This window comes from Citrobacter sp. Cpo126 (genome assembly GCF_030332445.1).
Classification (GTDB): Bacteria; Pseudomonadota; Gammaproteobacteria; order Enterobacterales; family Enterobacteriaceae; genus Citrobacter; species Citrobacter portucalensis.
In genome coordinates this window covers 1-22,047 of the sequence record NZ_JAOWHT010000025.1, presented here as the reverse complement: position 1 = coordinate 22,047, position 22,047 = coordinate 1, and the positions used below count along the sequence as shown (strand labels likewise).

19 protein-coding genes and 1 pseudogene are annotated in these 22,047 nt (G+C 54.7%); 9 read left to right on the top strand and 11 right to left on the bottom strand.

All coding sequences use genetic code 11. From position 1 onward, the window contains the following. The coding region (locus OGY17_RS04165; RefSeq protein ID WP_286606460.1) for a class II fructose-bisphosphate aldolase at positions 1–486 on the top strand (486 nt) is incomplete at its 5' end. Next, positions 483–1,487: a carbohydrate kinase family protein gene (locus OGY17_RS04160; protein WP_191228829.1), complete on the top strand. Its 1,005-nt coding sequence runs from the start codon at positions 483–485 to the stop codon at positions 1,485–1,487. The genes OGY17_RS04165 and OGY17_RS04160, both read left to right, overlap by 4 nt. A gap of 87 nt (positions 1,488–1,574) precedes the next feature. Here OGY17_RS04160 and OGY17_RS04155 read toward each other — a convergent pair whose 3' ends face one another. Continuing rightward, positions 1,575–2,306 carry a response regulator transcription factor gene (locus tag OGY17_RS04155; protein WP_032942111.1) on the bottom strand — a complete coding sequence of 244 codons (732 nt, stop codon included), beginning with the start codon at positions 2,304–2,306 and terminating at the stop codon, positions 1,575–1,577. A 288-nt stretch (positions 2,307–2,594) separates the two neighbouring features. Between OGY17_RS04155 and fdhF the strand changes: the two genes are divergently transcribed. Together fdhF and yjcO are read left to right on the top strand one after the other, a co-directional pair. Then, entirely contained in the window at positions 2,595–4,742 is a 2,148-nt protein-coding gene (fdhF, locus tag OGY17_RS04150; RefSeq protein ID WP_081003612.1) for a formate dehydrogenase subunit alpha, read from the top strand. A gap of 91 nt (positions 4,743–4,833) precedes the next feature. Then, on the top strand, positions 4,834–5,517 hold the full coding sequence (gene yjcO, locus OGY17_RS04145) for a Sel1 family TPR-like repeat protein YjcO (RefSeq protein WP_032934129.1): 684 nt from the start codon (positions 4,834–4,836) through the stop codon (positions 5,515–5,517). Between the two features lie 78 nt (positions 5,518–5,595). Here the strand turns inward: yjcO and gltP are convergent, their stop codons facing one another. From gltP to nrfA, 7 genes and pseudogenes are all read right to left on the bottom strand, one after another. After that, positions 5,596–6,906: a glutamate/aspartate:proton symporter GltP gene (gene gltP / locus OGY17_RS04140; RefSeq protein WP_020996087.1), complete on the bottom strand. Its 1,311-nt coding sequence runs from the start codon at positions 6,904–6,906 to the stop codon at positions 5,596–5,598. 344 nt (positions 6,907–7,250) lie between these two features. Then, positions 7,251–7,862 carry a heme lyase NrfEFG subunit NrfG gene (gene nrfG / locus OGY17_RS04135; RefSeq protein ID WP_234103543.1) on the bottom strand — a complete coding sequence of 204 codons (612 nt, stop codon included), beginning with the start codon at positions 7,860–7,862 and terminating at the stop codon, positions 7,251–7,253. Next, positions 7,859–10,088, bottom strand: a pseudogene (nrfF, locus tag OGY17_RS04130) (heme lyase NrfEFG subunit NrfF). The gene nrfG and the pseudogene nrfF overlap by 4 nt, the downstream one beginning before the upstream one ends. A gap of 8 nt (positions 10,089–10,096) precedes the next feature. Next, positions 10,097–11,053: a cytochrome c nitrite reductase subunit NrfD gene (gene nrfD / locus OGY17_RS04125; RefSeq protein ID WP_204558761.1), complete on the bottom strand. Its 957-nt coding sequence runs from the start codon at positions 11,051–11,053 to the stop codon at positions 10,097–10,099. Beyond that, entirely contained in the window at positions 11,050–11,721 is a 672-nt protein-coding gene (gene nrfC, locus OGY17_RS04120) for a cytochrome c nitrite reductase Fe-S protein (RefSeq protein ID WP_003031761.1), read from the bottom strand. The genes nrfD and nrfC overlap by 4 nt, the downstream gene beginning before the upstream one ends. Continuing rightward, on the bottom strand, positions 11,718–12,284 hold the full coding sequence (gene nrfB / locus OGY17_RS04115; protein ID WP_003826649.1) for a cytochrome c nitrite reductase pentaheme subunit: 567 nt from the start codon (positions 12,282–12,284) through the stop codon (positions 11,718–11,720). Before nrfB ends, nrfC begins: the two co-directional genes overlap by 4 nt. A gap of 44 nt (positions 12,285–12,328) precedes the next feature. Further along, positions 12,329–13,765: an ammonia-forming nitrite reductase cytochrome c552 subunit gene (gene nrfA / locus OGY17_RS04110; RefSeq protein WP_204558760.1), complete on the bottom strand. Its 1,437-nt coding sequence runs from the start codon at positions 13,763–13,765 to the stop codon at positions 12,329–12,331. Positions 13,766–14,199: 434 nt separating this feature from the next. Between nrfA and acs the strand changes: the two genes are divergently transcribed. The 3 genes from acs to actP all read left to right on the top strand — a co-directional run bounded on the left by acs (position 14,200) and on the right by actP (position 18,361). After that, complete coding sequence (gene acs / locus OGY17_RS04105; protein WP_204558759.1) at positions 14,200–16,158, top strand: acetate--CoA ligase; 1,959 nt, start codon at positions 14,200–14,202, stop codon at positions 16,156–16,158. 242 nt (positions 16,159–16,400) lie between these two features. Then, positions 16,401–16,715, top strand: a complete 315-nt coding sequence (locus tag OGY17_RS04100; RefSeq protein ID WP_003031750.1) for a DUF485 domain-containing protein — start codon at positions 16,401–16,403, stop codon at positions 16,713–16,715. After that, complete coding sequence (actP, locus tag OGY17_RS04095; protein ID WP_008786931.1) at positions 16,712–18,361, top strand: cation/acetate symporter ActP; 1,650 nt, start codon at positions 16,712–16,714, stop codon at positions 18,359–18,361. The genes OGY17_RS04100 and actP overlap by 4 nt, the downstream gene beginning before the upstream one ends. A gap of 45 nt (positions 18,362–18,406) precedes the next feature. On the opposite strand, the gene OGY17_RS04090 is transcribed toward actP, so the two are convergent. Together OGY17_RS04090 and OGY17_RS04085 are read right to left on the bottom strand one after the other, a co-directional pair. Next, positions 18,407–19,096, bottom strand: a complete 690-nt coding sequence (locus tag OGY17_RS04090) for an LrgB family protein (protein WP_003031745.1) — start codon at positions 19,094–19,096, stop codon at positions 18,407–18,409. Then, positions 19,089–19,499 (bottom strand): CidA/LrgA family protein, encoded by a 411-nt coding sequence (locus OGY17_RS04085; protein ID WP_003826638.1) that lies wholly within the window; start codon positions 19,497–19,499, stop codon positions 19,089–19,091. Before OGY17_RS04085 ends, OGY17_RS04090 begins: the two co-directional genes overlap by 8 nt. Before the next feature lie 101 nt (positions 19,500–19,600). On the opposite strand from OGY17_RS04085, the gene OGY17_RS04080 reads away from it, so the two are divergent. Then, on the top strand, positions 19,601–20,491 hold the full coding sequence (locus OGY17_RS04080; protein WP_003826636.1) for a LysR family transcriptional regulator: 891 nt from the start codon (positions 19,601–19,603) through the stop codon (positions 20,489–20,491). Positions 20,492–20,566: 75 nt separating this feature from the next. Here the strand turns inward: OGY17_RS04080 and OGY17_RS04075 are convergent, their stop codons facing one another. Further along, positions 20,567–21,058 carry an REP-associated tyrosine transposase gene (locus OGY17_RS04075; protein WP_252431282.1) on the bottom strand — a complete coding sequence of 164 codons (492 nt, stop codon included), beginning with the start codon at positions 21,056–21,058 and terminating at the stop codon, positions 20,567–20,569. A 534-nt stretch (positions 21,059–21,592) separates the two neighbouring features. Between OGY17_RS04075 and OGY17_RS04070 the strand changes: the two genes are divergently transcribed. Then, the coding region (locus OGY17_RS04070) for an IS110 family transposase (RefSeq protein WP_267445968.1) at positions 21,593–22,047 on the top strand (455 nt) is incomplete at its 3' end.

Genomic DNA, 22,047 nt, shown 5'->3' with positions numbered 1-22,047 from the left:
GCCGTCGGCGTGTCGGTGGAAGCCGAACTGGGTGCGGTGGGCGGTGATGAGGGCGGCGCGCTGTACGGTCATGCCGACGAGTCGCTATTTACCGACCCAATGATGGCGCGTGATTTCGTCGACAGAACCGGGATTGACGCGCTGGCGGTCGCCATTGGCAATGCCCACGGCAAATACAAAGGCGAACCGCTGCTCGACTTCCCGCGTCTGGACGCCATTCGCCAGCAGGCGGCAATCCCGCTGGTACTGCATGGCGGCTCCGGTATCAGCGACGACGATTTCAAGCGCGCGATTGAACTCGGCATTCACAAAATCAACTTCTATACCGGCATGTCGCAGGCGGCGCTGTCGGCGGTAGAAACACGGATGGCGAATCGCCAGCCGCTGTACGACGAATTCGCCGAACTGCTGCTCGGCATTGAAGAGGCCATTACCGATACCGTTTCGGAACAGATGCGCATTTTTGGCAGCGCGGGACGGGTCTGATGGAACGCAAAGGCGTTATCGCCGCAGGCAACATGCTGGTCGATCACGTGCATCAAATTGTGCAGTGGCCGGAACGTGGCTGGCTGGCGGAAATCACCCGTAGCGAACGCGCCACGGGCGGTGCGCCGCTTAATGTGCTGCTGACGCTGGCAAAAATGCACACTGGGCTGCCGTTGCAGGCGGTGGGGTTAATCGGTCAGGACAGCGACGGCGACTACATCATGGCGATGCTGGAGCAGTATCACGTTAATCGCCAACACGTGCAGCGCACCACATTCGCCCCCACGTCGATGTCGCAGGTGATGACCGATCCCAGCGGTCAGCGCACCTTTTTCCACTCGCCCGGGGCCAATCGGCTACTCGATCTGCCTGCGTTTGAGCAACTGGATACCTCGATGAAAATCTTCCATCTGGGATATCTGCTGCTGCTCGACAGTCTGGACATGCCGGATGAGGAGTACGGGACGCGTAGCGCACGGCTGCTGGCGCAAATGCGCGACAACGGCTTTGAAACGTCGCTGGATCTGGTCTCACGTAAGGGCGACCCGCGCTATCAACCGCTGGTGATGCCAGCCCTGCGCCATCTCGACTATCTGGTGATTAACGAGCTGGAAGCCGGGGAGTTCAGCGGGCTGGAGATCCGCCAGCCCAACGGCGAACTGCATATTGCGCACATCGCCACCGCCGCACGCGAATTATTGAATGCAGGTGTACGCCAGCGGGTGGTGATCCACTGTCCGGAAGGTGCCTGGGGTGAAGCGCCGGATCTGCCGGGCGTCTGGATCCCGTCGCAGTACCTGGCGCAGGAGGAGATCGTTGGCAGCGTCGGAGCGGGAGATGCGTTTTGCGCTGGATTTTTGTATGGCTGTCATGAGCGCTGGTCGCTGACGGACAGCGTCAGGTTGGCACACGCCTGTGCGCGGGCAAGTTTGCTGTGCGCGAATGCGATAGATGGCGCGAAGACGCTGGCAGAGTTGAAAGCAGAAATGGCTGACGCCTGATGCGCTACGCTTATCAGGCCTACGGGGTCGTTATCGTTTTTGTAGGCCGGATAAGGCGTTTACGCCGCATCCGGCAACTGCACACGATCACGCCGCCTTATCGTGATGCTGCACGTCGGCGGCAAACACATAACCCAGCCCGCGCAGGGTTTTGATCAACATTGGCTGGTGCGGGTTGTTCTCTATTTTTCGCCGCAGCCGCATGATTAACACGTCAATAGTGCGGTCAAACACCTCAACGCTGTCGCTGCGCGTCAGCTCCAGCAGCTGTTCCCGGCTCAGCACCCGGCGGGCATTTTGGGCCAGCGCCAACAGCAGGCTGTATTCCCCCTGCGTCAACTCCACCTTCAACTGCTGGGGATTATGTAACTGGCAACCGGCGGTATCGAGATGCCAGCCATTGAAAGAAAGCCCCGTGGTTTGCGGGCAGCCGCTTTCTGCCGTTAACACGCCAACGCGTCTGAGCACCGCCTTTACCCGCGCCACCAGCACCCGCGCATTGAACGGCTTACCGATATAGTCGTCAGCCCCCATTTCCAGTCCGACCACCACATCCGACTCGCTGCCTAAGCCCGTCAGCATGACTACCGGTAATCCGGGTCTCATCTTTTGCACCTGCTGCAACACCATCAGACCGTTGATATCGGGCAACATCATGTCCAGCAATACCAGAGCGATATCCGGCTGAGTTTCAATGCAGCGCAGCGCCTCCTGCCCGGTGTGACAGGCGGTCACCGTAAAGACGTGTTCGCTCAGCACATCCTGTAAAAGCGTGCAGACAGCGATGTCATCATCCACAACCAGTATGGCTGGCTTCATTGTTTTTCCCCATTTCTGGCCAACTTAAATGAGTGTGATTGATTCTGCACAGAGTGACAGCGATAAGGCACAAGGATGTGCGGGAAACATAACCTCGGTCACACTGCCGGGGCGTCACGTATTGGAGATTCGTCACGTCAAATATGACGACAGCCTGTTTTTCGTCAGGGTTTTGCGCAAAATTCGCCCGTAATATCGACTAATGCCCCTGATAAAAACATGGCATAAAAGATGCATAACAAAAACGACAAGCGCGTATGCGCGATTTGATTAACTGGAGCGAGACCGATGAAAAAAGTCGTCACGGTTTGCCCATATTGCGCATCAGGTTGCAAAATCAACCTGGTGGTCGATAACGGCAAAATCGTCCGGGCTGAAGCGGCGCAGGGGAAAACCAACCAAGGTACCCTGTGTCTGAAGGGCTACTATGGCTGGGATTTTATCAATGATACCCAGATCCTGACCCCTCGTCTGAAAACCCCTATGATCCGTCGCCAGCGTGGCGGCAAACTGGAATCCGTTTCCTGGGATGAAGCGCTTGATTACGTCGCCAGTCGTCTGAGCGCCATCAAAGCGAAGTATGGCCCGGACGCTATTCAGACGACCGGTTCATCTCGCGGTACGGGTAACGAAACCAACTATGTAATGCAAAAATTCGCGCGCGCCGTTATTGGTACCAATAACGTTGACTGCTGCGCTCGCGTCTGACACGGCCCATCGGTTGCAGGTCTGCACCAATCGGTCGGTAACGGCGCAATGAGTAATGCTATCAATGAAATTGATAACACAGATTTAGTATTCATCTTCGGGTACAACCCGGCGGATTCCCACCCGATCGTGGCGAATCACGTGATTAATGCTAAACGTAACGGGGCGAAAATCATCGTCTGCGATCCGCGCAAAATTGAAACCGCGCGTATTGCCGACATGCACATCGCGTTGAAAAACGGCTCGAACATCGCGCTGCTCAACGCTATGGGTCATGTCATCATCGAAGAAAAACTGTATGACCAGGCGTTCGTCGCCTCCCGTACGGAAGGATTCGAAGAGTACAGCAAGATCGTCGAAGGCTACACGCCGGAGTCCGTCGAAGATATCACTGGCGTTAGCGCGCAGGATATTCGTCAGGCTGCACGTATGTATGCCACGGCGAAAAGCGCGGCCATCCTGTGGGGCATGGGTGTTACCCAGTTCTATCAGGGCGTGGAAACCGTGCGTTCACTGACCAGCCTCGCAATGCTGACCGGCAACCTCGGTAAGCCGAGCGTGGGCGTTAACCCGGTTCGTGGGCAGAACAACGTTCAGGGCGCATGTGACATGGGCGCGCTGCCGGATACTTATCCGGGCTATCAGTATGTGAAAGATCCGGCTAACCGCGAGAAGTTCGCTAAAGCCTGGGGCGTGGAAAGTCTGCCTGCTCATACCGGTTATCGCATCAGCGAACTGCCGCACCGTGCAGCGCATGGCGAAGTACGCGCGGCGTACATCATGGGTGAAGATCCATTACAAACCGATGCTGAACTCTCCGCAGTGCGCAAAGGCTTTGAGGATCTGGAACTGGTCATCGTGCAGGATATCTTCATGACCAAAACTGCCGCTGCCGCAGACGTTATTTTACCGTCTACGTCATGGGGTGAGCATGAAGGCGTATTCTCCGCAGCTGACCGTGGCTTCCAGCGCTTCTTTAAAGCCGTTGAGCCGAAGTGGGATCTGAAAACGGACTGGCAGATTATCAGTGAAATCGCCACCCGTATGGGCTATCCGATGCACTACAACAACACCCAGGAAATCTGGGACGAGTTGCGTCATCTGTGCCCGGATTTCTACGGTGCCACTTACGAGAAAATGGGCGAACTGGGTTATATCCAGTGGCCTTGCCGCGACACCTCAGAAGCCGACCAGGGTACGTCTTATCTCTTCAAAGAGAAGTTCGACACCCCGAACGGCCTGGCGCAGTTCTTCACCTGCGACTGGGTAGCGCCAATCGACAAACTCACTGAGGAGTACCCGATGGTACTGTCTACAGTGCGTGAAGTCGGCCACTACTCTTGCCGTTCGATGACCGGTAACTGTGCGGCGTTGGCCGCGCTGGCGGATGAACCGGGCTATGCCCAGATCAACACCGCCGACGCAGAACGCCTGGGCATCCAGGATGAAGAGCTGGTGTGGGTGAACTCGCGTAAAGGCCGGGTCATTACCCGTGCGGCAGTCAGCGATCGTCCAAACAAAGGCGCGATTTACATGACCTACCAGTGGTGGATTGGCGCATGTAATGAACTGGTAACCGAGAACTTAAGTCCGATTACCAAAACGCCGGAGTACAAGTACTGTGCTGTAAACGTTGAACGCATTGCCGATCAGCGCGCTGCCGAGCAGTATGTCATTGATGAGTACACCAAGCTGAAAGCCAGCCTGCGCGAAAGCGCGATGGGTTAAGCTTCCCCTGACGGCCTCCATTCGGAGGCCGTTTTTTTATGCATATAATCTCTCTATACTGTTCATTCCCTACACTAAATCTAAATATAAGATGAAACGACTTTTCGCCTTGATGGTGTTAATGACATGCTTTGTCCATGCCGAAGAGCCCGGTAGTCAGTTTTTGAAAGCCGCCGAGTCCGGAGACCGACGTGCACAATATTTCCTCGCTGATACCTGGTTTAGCTCAGGCGATTTGGGTAAAGCGGAATATTGGGCGCAAAAAGCCGCCGACAATGGTGATGCCGATGCTTACGCATTGCTGGCACAAATTAAGATTACCAATCCGGTCAGTCTGGATTACCCCCAGGCCAAAACGCTGGCGGAAAAAGCGACCCAGGCAGGCAGTAAAACTGGGGAAATTACGCTGGCGCGTATTCTGGTCAACACTCAGGCTGGACACACCGATTACCCCAAAGCCATTACCTTGCTGCAAAACGCCTCCGAGGACCTGGAAAACGACTCCGCCGTCGACGCGCAAATGCTGCTTGGGCTGATTTACGCCAACGGCGTGGGTATTCCCGCAGACGATGAGAAAGCGACGTGGTATTTCAAACGTAGCTCTGCCATTTCCCGCACCGGTTATTCCGAATACTGGGCCGGGATGATGTTCTTAAACGGTGAGCAGGGTTTTATCGTGAAGAATAAACAGAAGGCACTGCACTGGCTGAATCTGAGCTGTACGGAAGGATTCGATACCGGCTGCGAAGAGTTTGATAAGTTAACCAACGGGTAGTCGTTGTAGGCCTGATAAGCGTAGCGCCATCAGGCAACCCGGAGCAGGTTGCCTGATGGCGGCGTTGCCTTATCCGGCCTACAAGGCGGTCTTATCAAACTTACCTAATACTTCGCGCTCATAGGCCAGCGCTTTTTTGCGGTCAAATTTGTGTTCCCACTTGGAGATAACCAGCACCGCCAGTGCGTTACCCACCACGTTCAGCGCGGTACGCGCCATGTCGAGGATACGGTCAACACCAGCAATAAACGCCAGGCCTTCCAGCGGGATCCCCACGCTGCCCAGCGTTGCCAGCAGCACCACGAATGATACGCCCGGCACGCCCGCAATCCCTTTCGAGGTCACCATCAACGTCAACACCAGCACGATTTCCTGCCACAGCGACAGGTCGATACCATACAGCTGCGCAATAAAGATCGCGGCAATACTCTGGTACAGCGTTGAACCATCAAGGTTGAATGAGTAGCCGGTCGGCACCACAAAGCTGGTGATTGAAGCCGGTGCGCCATAGGCTTCCATCTTCTCGATAATACGCGGTAGTACGCTCTCGGAGCTGGCGGTAGAGTAAGCCAGAATCAACTCGTCTTTCAGAATGCGGATCAGGATCCAAATGCTCAAACCACAGATACGCGCGACAATCCCCAGCACCACCAGCGCGAAGAACAGGATGGCAAAGTGCACCAACAGCACCAGCTTCGCCAGCGGCCACAGGGAGGCAAAACCGAAGTTTGCGACGGTAACGGCAATCAGCGCGAAAACGCCGACTGGCGCATAACGCATAACCATGTGGGTCACTTTAAACATGGTTTCGGAAATAGAGCGGAACACGGTAACCAGCGGCTCGCGGTGAGTGGCTGGCAGGGAAGACAAACCTAAACCGAACAGCACCGAGAAGAAGATAATCGGCAGCATATCGCCTTTTGCCATCGAGGCGACGATATTGGTCGGCACCAGTGACAAAATTGTCCCCATCAAACCATGCGCGTGGCTCTGTACTTCTGCAGTCGTGCTTTGATATTTCGAAATATCCACGGTCGCCAGTTGCGACATATCAATCCCGGAACCCGGCTGGAACACATTAGCCAGCGTGATCCCAAGGATAATCGCCACGGTGGTGATCACTTCGAAATAGAGAATAGTTTTGGCGCCAATGCGGCCCAGCTGTTTTGCATCACCGACTCCGGCGATACCGACAACCAACGTAGAGATGACAATGGGCACAACGATCATTTTGATCAGATGGATAAAGATATCGCCCGCCGGTGACAGCAGGTTTACAACCAGCCATTCACGGCTGTCACTATGGTAATGCAGGTAACTCCCTAGCAGAATGCCCAGCACCATGGCGATTAGAATCTGCCATGCCAGGCTGACTTTCAAATTTTTCATAACAACGGACTTCCTCGATGGAGCGCTATTCCACATGCGGTGTGTGGGAATAGTACATACTGAAAGGGTATGAATTGTGTTGCGTTCGTTTATGGAGTTTTTTAACGCTTATTATCATTATCATCTGCATGGCATTCCGCGCAACCCTCTAAGAACAGGGCTTTTGGCTGATTTTATGCATAAAAATGCAATTTTATCGCGGTATTGATGAATAACTTTTTGTTATAAAAGAATTTTAATATGTTCAAAAATGAAGAAGTCATGGTGTGAGTTTTTTTCGCCCATTTGTTCGTTTGCCTGTTTTTTAAACAGGCCAAATGATACAAATCACAAAAAAAACAAATTTATTTTTGCCGATTCTGCAATAACTTCGCCATATTAATAGAGTCAACGAGCTGTGCCCGGTTCACCCTAGGCGAATTTAAATCCATAACCTTTTGCCACACTGAAATAGCCCGGGCGTAGTCTGCCTGCATAAACGCATCTGAGGCTAACAGCATCAGCGCGGTGACCTCTGCCGGGTCCAGCGCCAGAGCCTTATCAATCATCTCGCGAGTGGGCGGCGTCATATGTTGTCCGGCCTGGTAATACAATACCGTTGCCATCGCTGAATAGATCTCAGCATTTTCACCGCCGACACGCAGCGCCTGTTCGTAGGCCAGCAGCGCATTATGATACGCGTTTTGCCAAAGATAGTACTCCCCGAGTTGCGCCCATTTCACGCCGTCCTGGGGATTAGCGCGAATCTGCGATTGCAGCAAAAGCAACTGTTTTTCCTGAACATTTTCATCGGAGAAAGCATGTAAAGGGTCTGCCAGTCTCGTTTGCTCCTGACGAACCGCCTGCCATTTTGGCGTCAACAAGTAGCCTCCAATGCAGGCCACAACCATCAGCACCGCCGCAGCGGTCAGCCGCTTCACAGGCATTGGGCGTAACAGCGGTTCGGACTGGTTCATTGTTCACCTTCCTCCGTATGCTGACGTCTTCTCACTCGCCAGACCACCACACCTACCAGCAATAACAGCAGGCACGGCAACGCCCACAGCAGCAGCGTTTGCTCATTCAGCGGCGGATTATAACGAACGAAGTCACCGTAACGCTCGGTCATCCATGTCGTGATCTCAGCTTCGCTTTTCCCTTCCGCCACCATGCTATAAACCTGATGGCGCATACTGACCGCTACCGGCGCATTGGATTCCAGCAAGTTTTGGTTTTGACACTGCGGGCAGCGAAGCTGGCTGGCAATGGACAGCGCTTGTTCCTGCTGTTGCGGATTTTCAAAGCGCCAGGTATCCACAACCTGGGCATGTGTAGCGAAAGTGATGAAAAACAGGACGAGCGTTAAGAGTAAAAACTTTTTGCCGGATGGCGCTGCGCTTATCCGGCCTACGGTTCGCGCTACCTGTAGGCCGGATAAGGCGTTTACGCCGCCATCCGGCAACGTTGTAATTAATTTACGCATCACGCTTTCTCCCTCGCCACGCGCTCAGCAGCGCGCCAAAGACCATTAATAGTCCCCCACCCCAAATCCAGCGCACGCCGGTCTGCACGTACAAACGCATGGCATAGCGGTCAGGTCCGGTTTTTTCACCCATTACCGCGTACCAGTCATGCATCAGATTCCAGCGGATCCCCGGCTCCATCATCTGTTGACGGCGCGCGGCATAGAAGCGCCTTTCAGGTTGCAGGCTGCCAATACGTTTCTCATTGTGCCACAGCGTGATCTGCGCTTTTTCACTGGTGTAGTTACCTTTGGCTTCCAGGTCGAGACGCTCAAAACGGAAAATGTAACCCGCCAGTTCAACCTGCTGCCCAGGGCTCAGGTTCAGGCTTATCTCCTGACGGCTACCGCTGGAAAAGACGATCCCCGCCGCAAACACCAGCACCCCGGCATGCGCCAGCAGTGCCGGAAGCTGGATGCGGAAAGACACGTTGCGGCTTCTGACCGTTGCCAGCACGATAACCAGCAGCATCAGCAGGCCAAAGGGCAGCGTAGCGCGGTTAAAGTACGGTGCACCTACGGAGAGCCGTCCCCAGCCGAACAGCCCGTAAATCATCGGGTAGAGCGTGCCAATCAACACAATCAGCAGCACCGCATTAAAGAGCAGCAGCGCAACCAGAATCAGCATCTCGCGCGACCAGCCGCCAAAACGCGCATACTGCCGGACTTGCTGGCCCCGCCAGGCGTACAGCCCGAGCGACGCCAGACTCAACACGGTAAACAGCGCAAACAGCGGCGCGGCACGAACGTTATCCAGCGCGAAAGCATGCACCGAAACGAGAATGCCGGAACGTACAATCAGCGTCCCAAGCAGCGATAAAATCAGCGTGACGATCGCCAGTAGCAGCGACCAGTGGCGGAAGATTCCGCGCTGGCGCGTGATATACAGGCTATGCAGCAGCGCGCTAGCGGAAAGCCAGGGTAATAAGGAGGCATTTTCAACCGGGTCCCAGAACCACCAGCCGCCCCAGCCCAGCTCGCAGTAGGCCCACCAGGAGCCGAGGATAATCCCCAGCGTCAGCGCGCACCAGCCGGGCAGCGCCCAGCGCCAGCACACCCAGGCGCTCTGCGCATTAAAGTCACCACGTAGCAGCGAGGCCAGCGCCACACCTGCCGCCACCATCAAACCACCGTAACCCAGATACAGCAGAGGTGGATGGAGGATTAACCCGAGATGTTGCAGCATCGGGTTAAGGTCGCGCCCTTCAATGGCAGGCGGGAAGATGCGCACGAACGGATCGGACCATACCACCACAAACAGCAGCAGCAGGGCCGTTATCATTGAAAGGACGCTGAGCGTCAGCGGAAACAGCGCGTCGGTATCACGCCGATAGCGTAAAGCGAACAGCGCGCTCCAGCCGGAAAGAAACAGCACCCACAGCAGCAGCGATCCTTCATGACCGCCCCACACCGCCGCCAGTTTTAATCCCCACGGCAGTAGACTGTAGCTGTGCTGAGCAACGTAGACCACCGAAAAGTCGCTGGTCAAAAAGCAGATTACCAGAATGGCAAAAGCCAGCAGTAGCAGGGTAAATTGCGCCCACACGCCCACCGTTGCAAGCCGCATCACCCCTTTCCAGCGCTGGCGGACACCCACCAGCACGGCAAGCGGGGTCAACACGTTGACCCCAAGGCTTAATAACAGCGCCAGAAAACCGGCTTCAGGAAGGAGAACGTCCAGATATCACCTTACGCAACGGTTAGCTGACCCGCATAGAGTATAAAAAAACGCAGCAGCAGTACGCCGGTCAGGCTGGCGCCGCACACTGCCAGCACGCCATGAAACGTCGAACTGCGGTTGGCCCAGGGTTTTAGCAGCATCGGCAGTATCAGCCCAAGCCCAGCCACGCCAAGCCAGAACCACCAGGTCCAGAATCCACCGCCCAGTGCCGCCGCCAGCGCGCGCATTTTGCCGTCATCGCCCAGCGCCAGACCAACAAAGAACGCCGCCAGCAGGAAGATCTCCAGCCATACCACCGGGACTTCCATGCGATGCACAAAGTGCGCTTCGGTGTTGTGCGGGTTGCTACGATGGCGTAACGCCATGGCGATCAGCGCCACCGCGGCGCCGGAGGAGATCCCAGAGAACAGGAACAGCACCGGCAGGATCGGGTTATTCAGGAACGGGTAAGATTTCAGCGCCGACAGAAGAAAGCCGGTGTACGCCCCGAGCAGGACCGCCAGCACCAGCATTAACGTCTCAAGCGCACGATGGATCGGCGCAATCAGCGTCAATACTTTCTGCACGATACCTAACCGCGGCAGCCAGCGCTGTTGCAGGACAATCACTTCTTTTTCAAAGATTTTTGCCAGCCACAGCACTAACACCACCATGTACAACTGGAACAGCATGACCCCCATCGACATCACCGAAGTGAAGCTGTAGTGGAACATCAGTTTCCAGAAAGTCCATGGCCGCGTCAGGTGGAACACCAGAATCAACAGACCGAGGATAATCGCCCCCGGCCCTAACACCAGCGTAGTGCGCAGCAGCGTGCTGTCCGAACCGCCCGCCTCCGGATGGAAGCGACGCAGCAGAATCGCCAGCGTGACCAGTCCGGCAGAGATACCTATCAGGAACAGATAGATGGCAATGGGCCAGTCCCACACCAGTGATTCAAAATGAAATGCAGAAGCGGATGTCATTGGCTCACCTCCCCAAATTTAAAGGGAACGCGGTAGACCTTCGGTTTTGTACCCAACGCCAGCTTGTAACGGTAGGTCGTTTTCTGCTGCAACAAACGAGAGATATCGCTGTTGGGATCGTCCAGATTACCAAACGTCAGCGCCTTCGTCGGACATGACTCAACGCAGGCGGGCTGTTTGCCCGCTTTCAGGTTGGTTTTCCGGCAGAAATCGCATTTATCCGCCGTTTTGCTCACCGGATGGATAAAGCGCACGCGATAAGGACACGCGGCAATGCAGTACTGGCAGCCAACGCAAAGGTCCGGGTTCACATCCACAATGCCGCTGGCGGCATCGCGATACGATGCCCCCGTCGGGCAGACGTCAACGCAGGGAGCGTGGTCGCAGTGCTGGCACGAATGACGGAAGAAGCGATACTTCACATCAGGAAACGTTCCTTGCGGCTCACTGCGAATAATCGTCAGACGCGATACGCCTTCCGGCACGTTGTTGACTTCGCGACAAGCATCCATACAGGCCGTACAGCCGATGCATAATGACTCATCATGTACCATACCGTAACGCACGCCGTTGATGTTCAGCGTCTTCGCCACAACGCGCCCCGCCGTCCCGCTCACTGCCACCAGCGCGCCGACGCCGGTGATAAACTGGCGACGAGAGCAACTCATGGATGCTCCTTAAGCAACGGAATCGACGCCGGGTTAAAGTTCGGATTGTTACGCTGATCGCTATGGCAATCGACGCAAATCTTGATCCGTCCTTTATCGCTCAGCGTTTGCATCGTGTCTTGCTTCGGATGCAGTGAGTGACAGCTGGCACACGCCACTTTGGTTACGTGGACATCGTGCGGCCAGAACGCTTTTTGCAGCTGCTCAGGCAGGTGACAGGACATACAGACGCTGTTCTGCTGCTCCACGTTGTACATCGGCTCATTAAAGCGCATCACATCTTTCACCCCTTCACGGTGGTTCGGTGACGGCTGGCCGTGACAGTTGGTGCAGGTGACCGGCAGTTTATTATTCGGGTTGATGACTTCCGCATGCTTACCATGCATGCCTTCGGTATCCGGCTTGTGACAGTCCAGACAGGCGGCATCCGGATTACGCTGTTGGGTAACCGTCCAGCGTTGATCCGACTCCTGCGGCGTTGGCGTGGCAGTGATTCCACTCAGGCTCCATAACAAGCCTGACGCCAGCACCCCAGCAGTTAATAACGAACGTAATACGCTCATATTCACTCCGTTGAGTTATCCGCCCCTTGCGGGGCGAAATGGGGTTATTGGCTTAACAGACCGTTTTTACGCGCCTGATCTTCCCACTGCGGAATCACCGTTTTGATGAAGTCCTGCTTCTCAGCATTGATTTGCTGCATGTTCAGACCAATCGCCGCCTGGGCTTTCTCTTTGGTCGAGATATCCGGCAACGGAATTTCATGCGTGATGCCTTTGGTCGCCAGCAGACGGACCAGTTTGGTACGCGCGTCGGCGGCTTTATCCATTGCGCTACCCAGCATCCGCAGGCCTTCTTCCGGGGCGTGCATATGAATGCCGTGTGAGGCGATAGACAGGTCCCAGCGCCATTGTGCGTGACGGATATCTTCCAGAATCGGCTTCATTTCCGCTTCAGTCGCGCCCGCTTCCCATGCGGCTTTCGCTTCGAAGTGCGCACGAACCAGCTGATCTTCAACTTTGATTTTCAGGTCATGAATAGCCTGTTTACGCTCGGCGACCACTTTTTGCAGGGACGCTTTGTCCTGGGTGTGGCAGTTCGCGCAGGTCTGAGGGAAGTTGTCGAACGGGTTACCAATCTTATGATCGGTATAGATCTTGCCTTCCGCGTTTTGCACTTTCGGCATGTGACAGTCGATACAGGTCACGTTGTTCTTGCCGTGAATGCCCGCGCTCCAGGTTTCATACTCCGGGTGCTGCGCTTTCAGCATCGGCGTTTTAGACAGGGAGTTGGTCCAGTCAGAGAAAGCAATGTTGTCGTAGTATTTCTCCATGTTCTCGACTTTCATGCCGTCGTCCCACGGGAACTTAACGGCTTTGTTTTTACCGTCGAAGTAGTATTCCACGTGACACTGGCCGCAGACCATGGATTGCTGGTCAAAGCGACCGGCTTTCTCAAACGGTTTGCCGATCGCTTCCATCGCGCGTTCTGCATAAGGACGCGACAGGGTCAGTTCTGGCTTGCCTTTGGCGAAGTCTGGTGACGCGGTATTATGGCAATCCGCACAACCGAGATTGTTAACAATTTCCGGACCGCCGCGCGCCCATTTACCGTGGAAGTAGCCATCTTCACCGTCTTTCTGGATAAGACGCGCTACGTCCGGGCTTTTACAGCTCCAGCAGGCCATCGGCAACGGACCATCTTCTGCCGTTTTTGGTGCGCCGGTACGTAAGGTTTCACGGACATCGGTCACGGCATACGCGTGTCCCCGCGGTTTGTTGTAATCGCGCGAGAATGGGTATCCCGCCCACAGGATCACCAGACGCGGATCTTCTGCCAGTGCATCTTCACGGGCTGATTGCTCAGACGTGGCTTTCCAGGAGAGATATTGATCGGGATGCTGAGGTGCGAAGGTTTCATTCTTCGCTTCAACGGTGACGGTTTTTGCAGGTACAGAAGTTTGTTCAGCGTGAACAGCAGAAATAAATAATAAAGGTAATAACAGGCTGAAGAAACGGCGTACGCGTGATTTTATCCTTGCCATAGGGGTCTCATCCAGATGACGCCATTATCTGCAATGGCGGTTCTTTTATTGTTTTCCACAACAGCAACCACACGAATACTGTCATGACATTGCTCCACCCTATTTGTAACAAGAAACCACACTGAAAATGTTGTCTTTAATCAATTGTAAGTGTATGTAAAATACCACTTTAGAGTTATAACACCCCTCTAATCTCTCACTCTTTTGTCTAATTCAGAGACAGATCACCTTTTCAACAATCCTTTAGATAACTGCATGTTATCGCGAGATTTAATCAATTTTTGCTAGTTCCCTTCAAAATTCAGTTTGTCGCTAATTTGCACAATTCGTTTATTGCGTGATCTGCCGCGCAAATACTAAACAAAACTCTCAAAGCCCCTACATTTAACGTTTATGAGACATATTATTAACATCCTACAAGGAGAACAAAAGCCATGAGCCAAATACATAAACACGCTATTCCCGCAAACATTGCGGATCGTTGCCTGATAAATCCGGAGCAGTACGCAGAGAAATACCAGCAATCCGTTAACGAACCCGACACATTTTGGGGCGAGCAGGGAAAGATTCTTGATTGGATCAAGCCGTACAGCCAGGTGAAGAACACCTCCTTCGCACCAGGCAACGTGTCTATTAAATGGTACGAAGACGGCACCCTAAACCTGGCCGCAAACTGCCTTGACCGCCATCTGCAGGCAAACGGCGATCGTACCGCCATTATCTGGGAGGGCGATGACGCTACCCAAAGCAAAAACATTACATATCGCGAGTTGCATCGCGATGTCTGCCGTTTCGCCAATACGCTACTGGATTTAGGCATTAAAAAAGGTGACGTGGTGGCCATTTATATGCCGATGGTGCCAGAGGCTGCGGTTGCCATGCTGGCCTGTGCCCGCATTGGGGCCGTGCATTCTGTCATCTTCGGTGGTTTCTCACCGGAAGCCGTCGCCGGACGTATCATCGACTCTAATTCACGCCTGGTGATCACCGCCGATGAAGGCGTACGTGCCGGACGCGCTATCCCGTTGAAAAAGAACGTCGATGATGCGCTGAAAAACCCGAACGTGAAAACCGTTGAACATGTGGTCGTCCTCAAACGTACCGGTGGTAAAACGGAGTGGCAGGAAGGCCGTGACCTGTGGTGGTCCGATCTTATCGAGAAAGCTAGCTCAGAACACCAACCGGAAGAGATGAACGCGGAAGATCCGCTGTTTATCCTGTATACCTCCGGTTCAACCGGCAAGCCGAAAGGCGTGCTGCACACTACCGGCGGGTATCTGGTCTACGCTGCAACCACCTTTAAGTACGTGTTTGATTACCATCAAGGCGATATCTATTGGTGCACCGCTGACGTGGGTTGGGTAACCGGACACAGCTACCTGCTGTACGGCCCGCTGGCCTGCGGCGCAACCACGCTGATGTTCGAAGGCGTACCAAACTGGCCAACGCCTGCGCGTATGTCACAGGTTGTGGACAAGCACCGGGTCAATATTCTGTATACCGCACCGACCGCCATTCGCGCACTGATGGCAGAAGGCGACAAAGCGATTGAAGGTACTGACCGTTCGTCGCTGCGTATCCTGGGTTCCGTTGGCGAGCCGATCAACCCGGAAGCGTGGGAGTGGTACTGGAAGAAGATCGGCAACGAAAAATGTCCGGTCGTCGATACCTGGTGGCAGACCGAAACCGGGGGATTCATGATCACCCCACTGCCGGGCGCTACCGAGCTGAAAGCCGGTTCTGCAACCCGTCCATTCTTTGGCGTACAGCCTGCGATTGTCGATAACGAAGGTAATCCACTGGAAGGCGCGACCGAAGGCAACCTGGTGATTACCGACTCGTGGCCAGGCCAGGCGAGAACGCTGTTTGGCGATCACGAACGCTTTGAGCAAACCTACTTCTCTACCTTCAAGAATATGTACTTCAGCGGCGACGGCGCGCGCCGTGACGAAGATGGCTATTACTGGATTACCGGACGTGTGGACGATGTGCTGAACGTCTCTGGCCACCGTCTGGGAACGGCTGAAATCGAATCGGCGCTGGTGTCGCATCCGAAGATTGCCGAAGCCGCGGTGGTGGGAATTCCGCATAATATTAAAGGCCAGGCGATCTACGCCTACGTCACGCTGAATCACGGTGAAGAGCCGTCACCTGAGTTGTACGCCGAGGTTCGCAACTGGGTGCGTAAAGAAATTGGTCCGTTGGCAACGCCAGACGTGCTGCACTGGACCGACTCACTGCCGAAAACCCGCTCCGGCAAAATCATGCGCCGCATCCTGCGCAAAATCGCGGCGGGCGATACCAGCAATCTGGGCGATACCTCGACCCTCGCCGATCCTGGCGTCGTGGAGAAACTGCTCGAAGAGAAGCAGGCCATCGCGATGCCATCATAACAAAGTCCTGAAAATGCCGGATGGCGACGCGAAAGCGTCTTATCCGGCCTACAAATCTGACCCTACCCTCTCTTCACCGGGAGGGAAATATAAAAAACCTCCCCCAAAGGATTTCGTGTTACAGGAAGGCGGCAAGCGAGCACATCCCCAAAAGCATAGTTCACTATGTGACTGGGGTGGGCGAGTGCGGCCAACGAACCTGTAGCACGAAAGACGCAGGGGGACCTCTGGAGAGCTCTGTGATGAATGACCAAATTTATCAGCGGATAGAAGACAGTGCGCGTTTCAGGGAGTTAGTAGAAAAACGGCAACGGTTTGCCACCATTCTGTCCATCATCATGCTGGCAGTTTATATCAGCTTTATTTTATTGATTGCCTTTGCGCCGGGCTGGCTGGGTACTCCGCTACACGCTGGAACCAGCGTCACCCGCGGTATTCCGATTGGAGTCGGTGTGATCCTCATCTCTTTCATCCTGACCGGGATCTACATCTGGCGGGCAAACGGTGAATTCGATCGCCTGAACAATGCAGTTTTGCACGAGGTTAAAGCATCATGAAGAGAGTCCTGACGGCGCTTGCCGCCACGCTGCCCTTCGCCGCAAACGCGGCGGATGCTATTAGCGGTGCAGTCCAACGCCAGCCAACCAACTGGCAGGCGATTATTATGTTCCTGATTTTCGTCATCTTTACGCTCGGCATTACCTACTGGGCGTCAAAGCGCGTACGTTCGCGCAATGACTATTACACCGCTGGCGGTAACATCACCGGTTTCCAGAACGGGCTGGCGATTGCGGGCGACTATATGTCGGCGGCATCGTTCCTCGGGATTTCCGCGCTGGTCTTTACCTCCGGTTATGACGGGCTGATCTATTCACTCGGCTTCCTGGTCGGCTGGCCAATTATCCTGTTCCTGATTGCTGAGCGTTTGCGTAACCTGGGTCGTTACACCTTTGCAGACGTTGCGTCTTATCGTCTGAAGCAAGGGCCAATCCGTATTCTGTCCGCCTGTGGTTCCCTGGTGGTGGTTGCGCTGTATCTGATCGCGCAGATGGTTGGTGCAGGTAAGCTGATTGAGCTGCTGTTTGGTCTGAACTATCACATCGCTGTCGTACTGGTTGGCGTGCTGATGATGATGTACGTTTTGTTTGGCGGCATGTTGGCGACCACCTGGGTACAGATCATCAAAGCCGTACTGTTGCTGTTCGGTGCCAGCTTTATGGCCTTTATGGTGATGAAGCACGTCGGCTTTAGCTTCAATAATCTGTTCACCGAAGCGATGGCGGTACACCCGAAAGGTTCAGCCATTATGAGCCCGGGCGGGTTGGTAAAAGACCCAATCTCCGCACTGTCGTTAGGTCTCGGCCTGATGTTTGGTACGGCGGGCTTGCCGCACATCCTGATGCGCTTCTTCACGGTTAGCGATGCCCGTGAAGCACGTAAGAGCGTGTTCTACGCCACCGGTTTTATGGGTTATTTCTATATCCTGACCTTTATCATCGGCTTTGGCGCAATCATGCTGGTAGGTGCAAATCCGGCGTACAAAGATGCTGCGGGCGCGCTGATTGGCGGTAATAACATGGCGGCGGTTCACCTGGCGAATGCGGTGGGCGGTAACCTGTTCCTCGGCTTCATCTCAGCCGTGGCGTTTGCCACCATTCTGGCGGTGGTTGCCGGTCTGACGCTGGCGGGCGCATCGGCAGTGTCTCACGACCTGTACGCCAACGTGTTCCGCAAAGGCGCCACCGAACGTGAAGAGCTGCGGGTTTCGAAAATCACCGTGCTGGTGCTGGGCGTGATTGCCATCGTGCTCGGCGTGCTGTTCGAAAACCAGAACATCGCCTTCATGGTCGGCCTGGCGTTCGCCATCGCGGCGAGCTGTAACTTCCCCATCATTCTGCTCTCTATGTACTGGTCGAAACTGACCACGCGTGGCGCAATGTTGGGTGGCTGGTTAGGCCTGCTGACGGCAGTGGTGCTGATGATTCTTGGTCCAACGATTTGGGTCCAGATCCTCGGTCACGAAAAAGCCATTTTCCCGTATGAGTATCCGGCGCTGTTCTCCATCAGCGTAGCATTCCTCGGGATCTGGTTCTTCTCTGCCACCGACAACTCAGAAGAAGGCAACCGCGAACGCGAGCAGTTCCGTGCTCAGTTCATCCGTTCCCAGACCGGGTACGGCGTAGAACAAGGTCGCGCGCACTAACTTCCCTTCTCCTCCGGCTTTCGGGCCGGAGGAATATATCTTTCCTCAGAACATCAGCCTCGCCACCAGCGGTGCCACCAGCACCATTACCACGCCGGAAAGCATCATCACCAGGCTGGCAACGACCCCTTCCTGCTGACCGAGTTCATAAGAGCGTGCCGTGCCCGCACCGTGCGATGCTGCGCCAAATCCTGCGCCTTTCGCCATCCCTTCACGAATGGAAAGCCGTAAAAACAGCACATCGCCGACCGCCATACCAAATACGCCGGTCACCACCACGAACAATGCCACCAGGTCCGGCTGCCCGCCCAACGGTTCTGCCGCCGCCAGCGCAAACGGTGTGGTGACGGAGCGCACCGCCAGACTGCGTTGGATCTCATCAGGCAACATAAACAGGCGCGCCAGCCATACGGAACTGGTGACGGCCACCAGCGTTGCCGTTACCACGCCCGCCGTCAGCGACATCCAGTGACGCTTAATCACGGCAAGGTTGTCATACACCGGAACAGCAAACGCGATGGTCGCTGGGCCTAACAACCACAGCAACCAGTGCGATTCACCGATATAGTTTTGCCAGGAGATATGGCCGAAGACCAGCATCAGCACCAGCAGGGCCGGGGTGAGAACTAATGGCATTAGGGGTAATTTACGAAAACGGCGATACAGGCGCTTATTGGCAAAGTAGATACCCAGCGTAATCACCAGACACAACACGCTTAACTGGAAATTACTCACGGTTTAGCCTGCGCATTTCATAGCGATACACTTTATCCACCACCCACGCCGTTGCGCCGAGCACCATCAGCGTACTGATCGCAATCACGGCAAATATACGCCAGCCATCAACCAGCAACAGCTGCGTGTAGTTCACAACGGCGACCACCGCCGGAACAAAAAACAGCAGCATTTCAGCCAGTAACCAGCGAGCACCTGCGCGAATCCAGTTCAGCGGGATAACCCGACAGACAATTAACGCCAGCATCAGCACCATCCCGACCAGGTTGGCAGGAAGCGGCAGATGCAGCCAGGAGACAAGATATTGAGCAAATACAAAGAGACCTGCATACAACAGAACCTGAACGGGAATCTGGAGTCGATGAATAACAGCAGGCGTCACGCGGCTTATCGCCACAGCCATGAGGGTATGTCCTTAAAAAATAGAGAGCGCCAGTATAGAGAGCCCCCGTCCAGGACTGAAATGAATTAAACTCATTGCAGGCATAGTCTTAAGGAATAATCATGGATATCAGAACGCTGCGATATTTTGTTGAGGTGGTTCGTCAGCAGAGCTTTACCCGCGCAGCGGAGAAGCTTTTTGTCACCCAGCCCACCATCAGCAAGATGTTGAAGAACCTTGAAGACGAGCTTAACTGCACGCTGTTAATCCGCGACGGTCGGCGACTGCTGTTAACCGACACCGGGCAGGTCGTTTTCGAACGTGGCCTGGCGATCCTTGCCGAGTTTCGCCAGCTTGAAGCGGAACTCAGTGACATAAATCACCTCAACAAGGGCGTGCTGCGCCTCGGTATCCCGCCCATGGTGGGGATGTTAATGGCTGGGCCGATCGGCCTGTTTCGCCAGCGCTATCCCGGCGTGGAGCTGAAGGTCTCTGAATTTGGCGGCTTAACCGTTCAGCAGGCGGTAATGAACGGTGACCTGGATGTCGCGATGACCGCGCTGCCGGTTGAAGAAGAGAGCGGTCTGGCAACCTTACCGCTTTTTAGCCATCCACTCTGCGTGTTGGTTCCTCGCTCCGGCCAGTGGACAACGTGCGAATCCATTCCCCCCGAGGCGCTGGCGGAACATCCGCTGCTTATCTACAACGAAGATTTCGCGTTGAGCCGCCAATTGCTTGAGCTGTTTAGCCAACACAACGTCAAACCCCGCATCGCGGTGCGCAGCGGGCAGTGGGATTTTCTGGCGGCAATGGTACAAGCCGGAGTTGGGATTGCCATTTTACCGGAGCCGATTTGCCAGCGGCTGGATAAGCAAACGTTGCGCTGGATCCCTCTGGAGAGCGACTTACGCTGGCAGTTGGGTATGATTTGGCGCGAAGGCGTGTATCTGTCGCACAGCGCCCAGGCGTGGCTCAAATGCTGTGAAGGGTTTTGGCTACCGCAAGCGTCGTAAAATGCCGGATGCGGCTAACGCCTTATCCGGCCTACATCGGTATGCCGGTGTTGTAGGCCTGATAAGCGTAGCGCATCAGGCACGTTCACCCGCATTAAAATCCATGATTTCACCTGCCCAATCTTGCGGGTACAAACCGTGCCTCACATCACGATGAAATGTTGAAAAAGACCAGTCCTGTACCTGTTTTACCCAGCCGTGCTTCACAGGGTTAATGTAAATATAATCAACATGCTGGCGATAATCATGTTCATCACGGATGGTGTGCTCCCAAAAGCGAGATTGCCAGATATGTCGGGAAGACAATGAGTGGGTGAAATGCTTCTTAATTTCCCGCCAGCGAGAGGAATAATCCGCATCATTGCCAGGTAACGTCCATATACAATGCATATGCTCGGGTAAAACGACCCACGCATTGATGCGAAAAGGCCTAACCTTTTTGACCGCAGCGATTGCACACCGAAGCGCGTGAATGTTGTCTGTCAGAAGGTGGCTTCGACGGTCCTGCAGATTTACCGTAAAAAACCAGGTTCCCCCATTGATGTAATTTCGTCGATAGTTGGACATGTTTCCCCCTTTCCTCAACCGTATGGAGAAAAGAGGGAATCGACAAGAGGGATGGATTCGTTCAGGAATGTCGCTCGCAAATTACACGATGAATAATTTCTTGCAGCCAGTTGCGCGCCATTTGGCCCACCTTTCGCCGGATGCGGCTAACGCCTTATCCGGCCTACATCGCTATTGCCGGTTTTGTAGGCCTGATAAGCGTAGCGCATCAGGCACACCCTTCGCCGGATGCGGCTAGCGCCTTATCCGGCCTACATCGCTGTTGCCGGTCTTGTAGGCCTGATAAGCGTAGCGCATCAGGCACATCTTTCGCCGGATGCGGCTAACGCCTTATCCGGCCTTGTATTATCCTCTCTGTGCAGAGAGGGCCGGCCAGTTCTCCCTGCCATGCCGTCCGCATGCCGTATCCGGCCTTAGGTTAACAACCTGTATTGTAGATTTATGCAGCGGACTGCCGTTCTCCACAAGTGACAAACCGGACAGTATCATGGACCGGTTTTCCCGGTAATCCGCATTCACAAGGTTGGTCTCACTATGGAACAGGAACTTCATTTTATCGGTATTGACGTCTCTAAAGCCAAGCTGGATGTCGATGTGCTGCGTCCCGATGGCCGTCACCGCAGTAAAAAATTTGCGAACACCCTGAAGGGCCACAATGAACTCCTCCACTGGCTCAACAGCCATAACGTGGCGCCGGCGCATATCTGTATGGAAGCCACCAGTACGTATATGGAAGACGTGGCCGCCCATCTCAGTGATGCCGGATTCACCGTCTCCATCATCAATCCTGCCCTCGGCAAAGCCTTCGCACAGAGCGAGGGGCTGCGCAGCAAAACCGATGCCGTTGATGCCCGCATGCTGGCAGAGTTTTGCCGTCAGAAGCGCCCGGCAGTCTGGGAAGCTCCGCATCCGGTTGAACGGGCGTTACGGGCACTGGTGCTGCGCCATCAGTCACTGACGGATATGCGTACGCAGGAACTGAATCGCCT

Coding starts and splice junctions, on each gene's coding strand:
- OGY17_RS04155 (WP_032942111.1), bottom strand. CDS start 2,306: ATGAAGCCAGCCATACTGGTTGTGGATGATGACATCGCTGTCTGCACG.
- yjcO (WP_032934129.1), top strand. CDS start 4,834: ATGAAACGACTTTTCGCCTTGATGGTGTTAATGACATGCTTTGTCCAT.
- gltP (WP_020996087.1), bottom strand. CDS start 6,906: ATGAAAAATTTGAAAGTCAGCCTGGCATGGCAGATTCTAATCGCCATG.
- nrfG (WP_234103543.1), bottom strand. CDS start 7,862: ATGAACCAGTCCGAACCGCTGTTACGCCCAATGCCTGTGAAGCGGCTG.
- nrfD (WP_204558761.1), bottom strand. CDS start 11,053: ATGACATCCGCTTCTGCATTTCATTTTGAATCACTGGTGTGGGACTGG.
- nrfC (WP_003031761.1), bottom strand. CDS start 11,721: ATGAGTTGCTCTCGTCGCCAGTTTATCACCGGCGTCGGCGCGCTGGTG.
- nrfB (WP_003826649.1), bottom strand. CDS start 12,284: ATGAGCGTATTACGTTCGTTATTAACTGCTGGGGTGCTGGCGTCAGGC.
- nrfA (WP_204558760.1), bottom strand. CDS start 13,765: ATGGCAAGGATAAAATCACGCGTACGCCGTTTCTTCAGCCTGTTATTA.
- acs (WP_204558759.1), top strand. CDS start 14,200: ATGAGCCAAATACATAAACACGCTATTCCCGCAAACATTGCGGATCGT.
- OGY17_RS04100 (WP_003031750.1), top strand. CDS start 16,401: ATGAATGACCAAATTTATCAGCGGATAGAAGACAGTGCGCGTTTCAGG.
- actP (WP_008786931.1), top strand. CDS start 16,712: ATGAAGAGAGTCCTGACGGCGCTTGCCGCCACGCTGCCCTTCGCCGCA.
- OGY17_RS04085 (WP_003826638.1), bottom strand. CDS start 19,499: ATGGCTGTGGCGATAAGCCGCGTGACGCCTGCTGTTATTCATCGACTC.
- OGY17_RS04080 (WP_003826636.1), top strand. CDS start 19,601: ATGGATATCAGAACGCTGCGATATTTTGTTGAGGTGGTTCGTCAGCAG.
- OGY17_RS04075 (WP_252431282.1), bottom strand. CDS start 21,058: ATGTCCAACTATCGACGAAATTACATCAATGGGGGAACCTGGTTTTTT.